1 rRNA gene is annotated in these 1,395 nt (G+C 56.1%); it reads left to right on the top strand.

The annotated features are described in order from the left end of the window. Positions 1-1,395, top strand: a 23S ribosomal RNA gene (locus tag IE198_RS34750); the annotation flags it as partial.

The raw sequence follows: 1,395 nt of genomic DNA, 5'->3' as shown, positions 1-1,395 counted from the left end.
GGGTAAGGGTGTAGGACGCACGGTAGGCAAATCCGTCGTGCATATAGTCTGAGACCTGATGCCGAGCCGATTGTGGTGAAGTGGATGATCCTATGCTGTCGAGAAAAGCCTCTAGCGAGTTTCATGGCGGCCCGTACCCTAAACCGACTCAGGTGGTCAGGTAGAGAATACCGAGGCGTTCGGGTGAACTATGGTTAAGGAACTCGGCAAAATGCCCCCGTAACTTCGGGAGAAGGGGGGCCACGTTTGGTGATCACTCTTGCAGTGTGAGCTGGGTGTGGCCGCAGAGACCAGCGAGAAGCGACTGTTTACTAAAAACACAGGTCCGTGCGAAGCCGTAAGGCGATGTATACGGACTGACGCCTGCCCGGTGCTGGAACGTTAAGGGGACCGGTTAGCTCCATTTCGGTGGGGCGAAGCTGAGAACTTAAGCGCCAGTAAACGGCGGTGGTAACTATAACCATCCTAAGGTAGCGAAATTCCTTGTCGGGTAAGTTCCGACCTGCACGAATGGCGTAACGACTTCTCGACTGTCTCAACCATAGGCCCGGTGAAATTGCACTACGAGTAAAGATGCTCGTTTCGCGCAGCAGGACGGAAAGACCCCGGGACCTTTACTACAGTTTGATATTGGTGTTCGGTTCGGCTTGTGTAGGATAGGTGGGAGACTGTGAAGCTTGGACGCCAGTTCAGGTGGAGTCGTCGTTGAAATACCACTCTGGTCGTGCTGGATGTCTAACCTGGGTCCGTGATCCGGATCAGGGACAGTGTCTGATGGGTAGTTTAACTGGGGCGGTTGCCTCCCAAAGGGTAACGGAGGCGCCCAAAGGTTCCCTCAGCCTGGTTGGCAATCAGGTGTTGAGTGTAAGTGCACAAGGGAGCTTGACTGTGAGACCGACGGGTCGAGCAGGGACGAAAGTCGGGACTAGTGATCCGGCGGTGGCTTGTGGAAGCGCCGTCGCTCAACGGATAAAAGGTACCCCGGGGATAACAGGCTGATCTTCCCCAAGAGTCCATATCGACGGGATGGTTTGGCACCTCGATGTCGGCTCGTCGCATCCTGGGGCTGGAGTCGGTCCCAAGGGTTGGGCTGTTCGCCCATTAAAGCGGTACGCGAGCTGGGTTTAGAACGTCGTGAGACAGTTCGGTCCCTATCCGCTGTGCGCGTAGGAGTCTTGAGAAGGGCTGTCCCTAGTACGAGAGGACCGGGACGGACGAACCTCTGGTGTGCCAGTTGTCCTGCCAAGGGCATGGCTGGTTGGCTACGTTCGGAAAGGATAACCGCTGAAAGCATCTAAGCGGGAAGCCTGCTTCGAGATGAGGACTCCCACCTCCTTGAGAGGGTAAGGCTCCCAGTAGACGACTGGGTTGATAGGCCGGATATGGAAGCCCCGT

Source organism: Streptomyces xantholiticus (assembly GCF_014651015.1).
Classification (GTDB): Bacteria; Actinomycetota; Actinomycetes; order Streptomycetales; family Streptomycetaceae; genus Streptomyces; species Streptomyces xantholiticus.
Note: the sequence above shows the minus strand (reverse complement) of the source record. Positions and strands in the feature narration are given on the sequence as shown.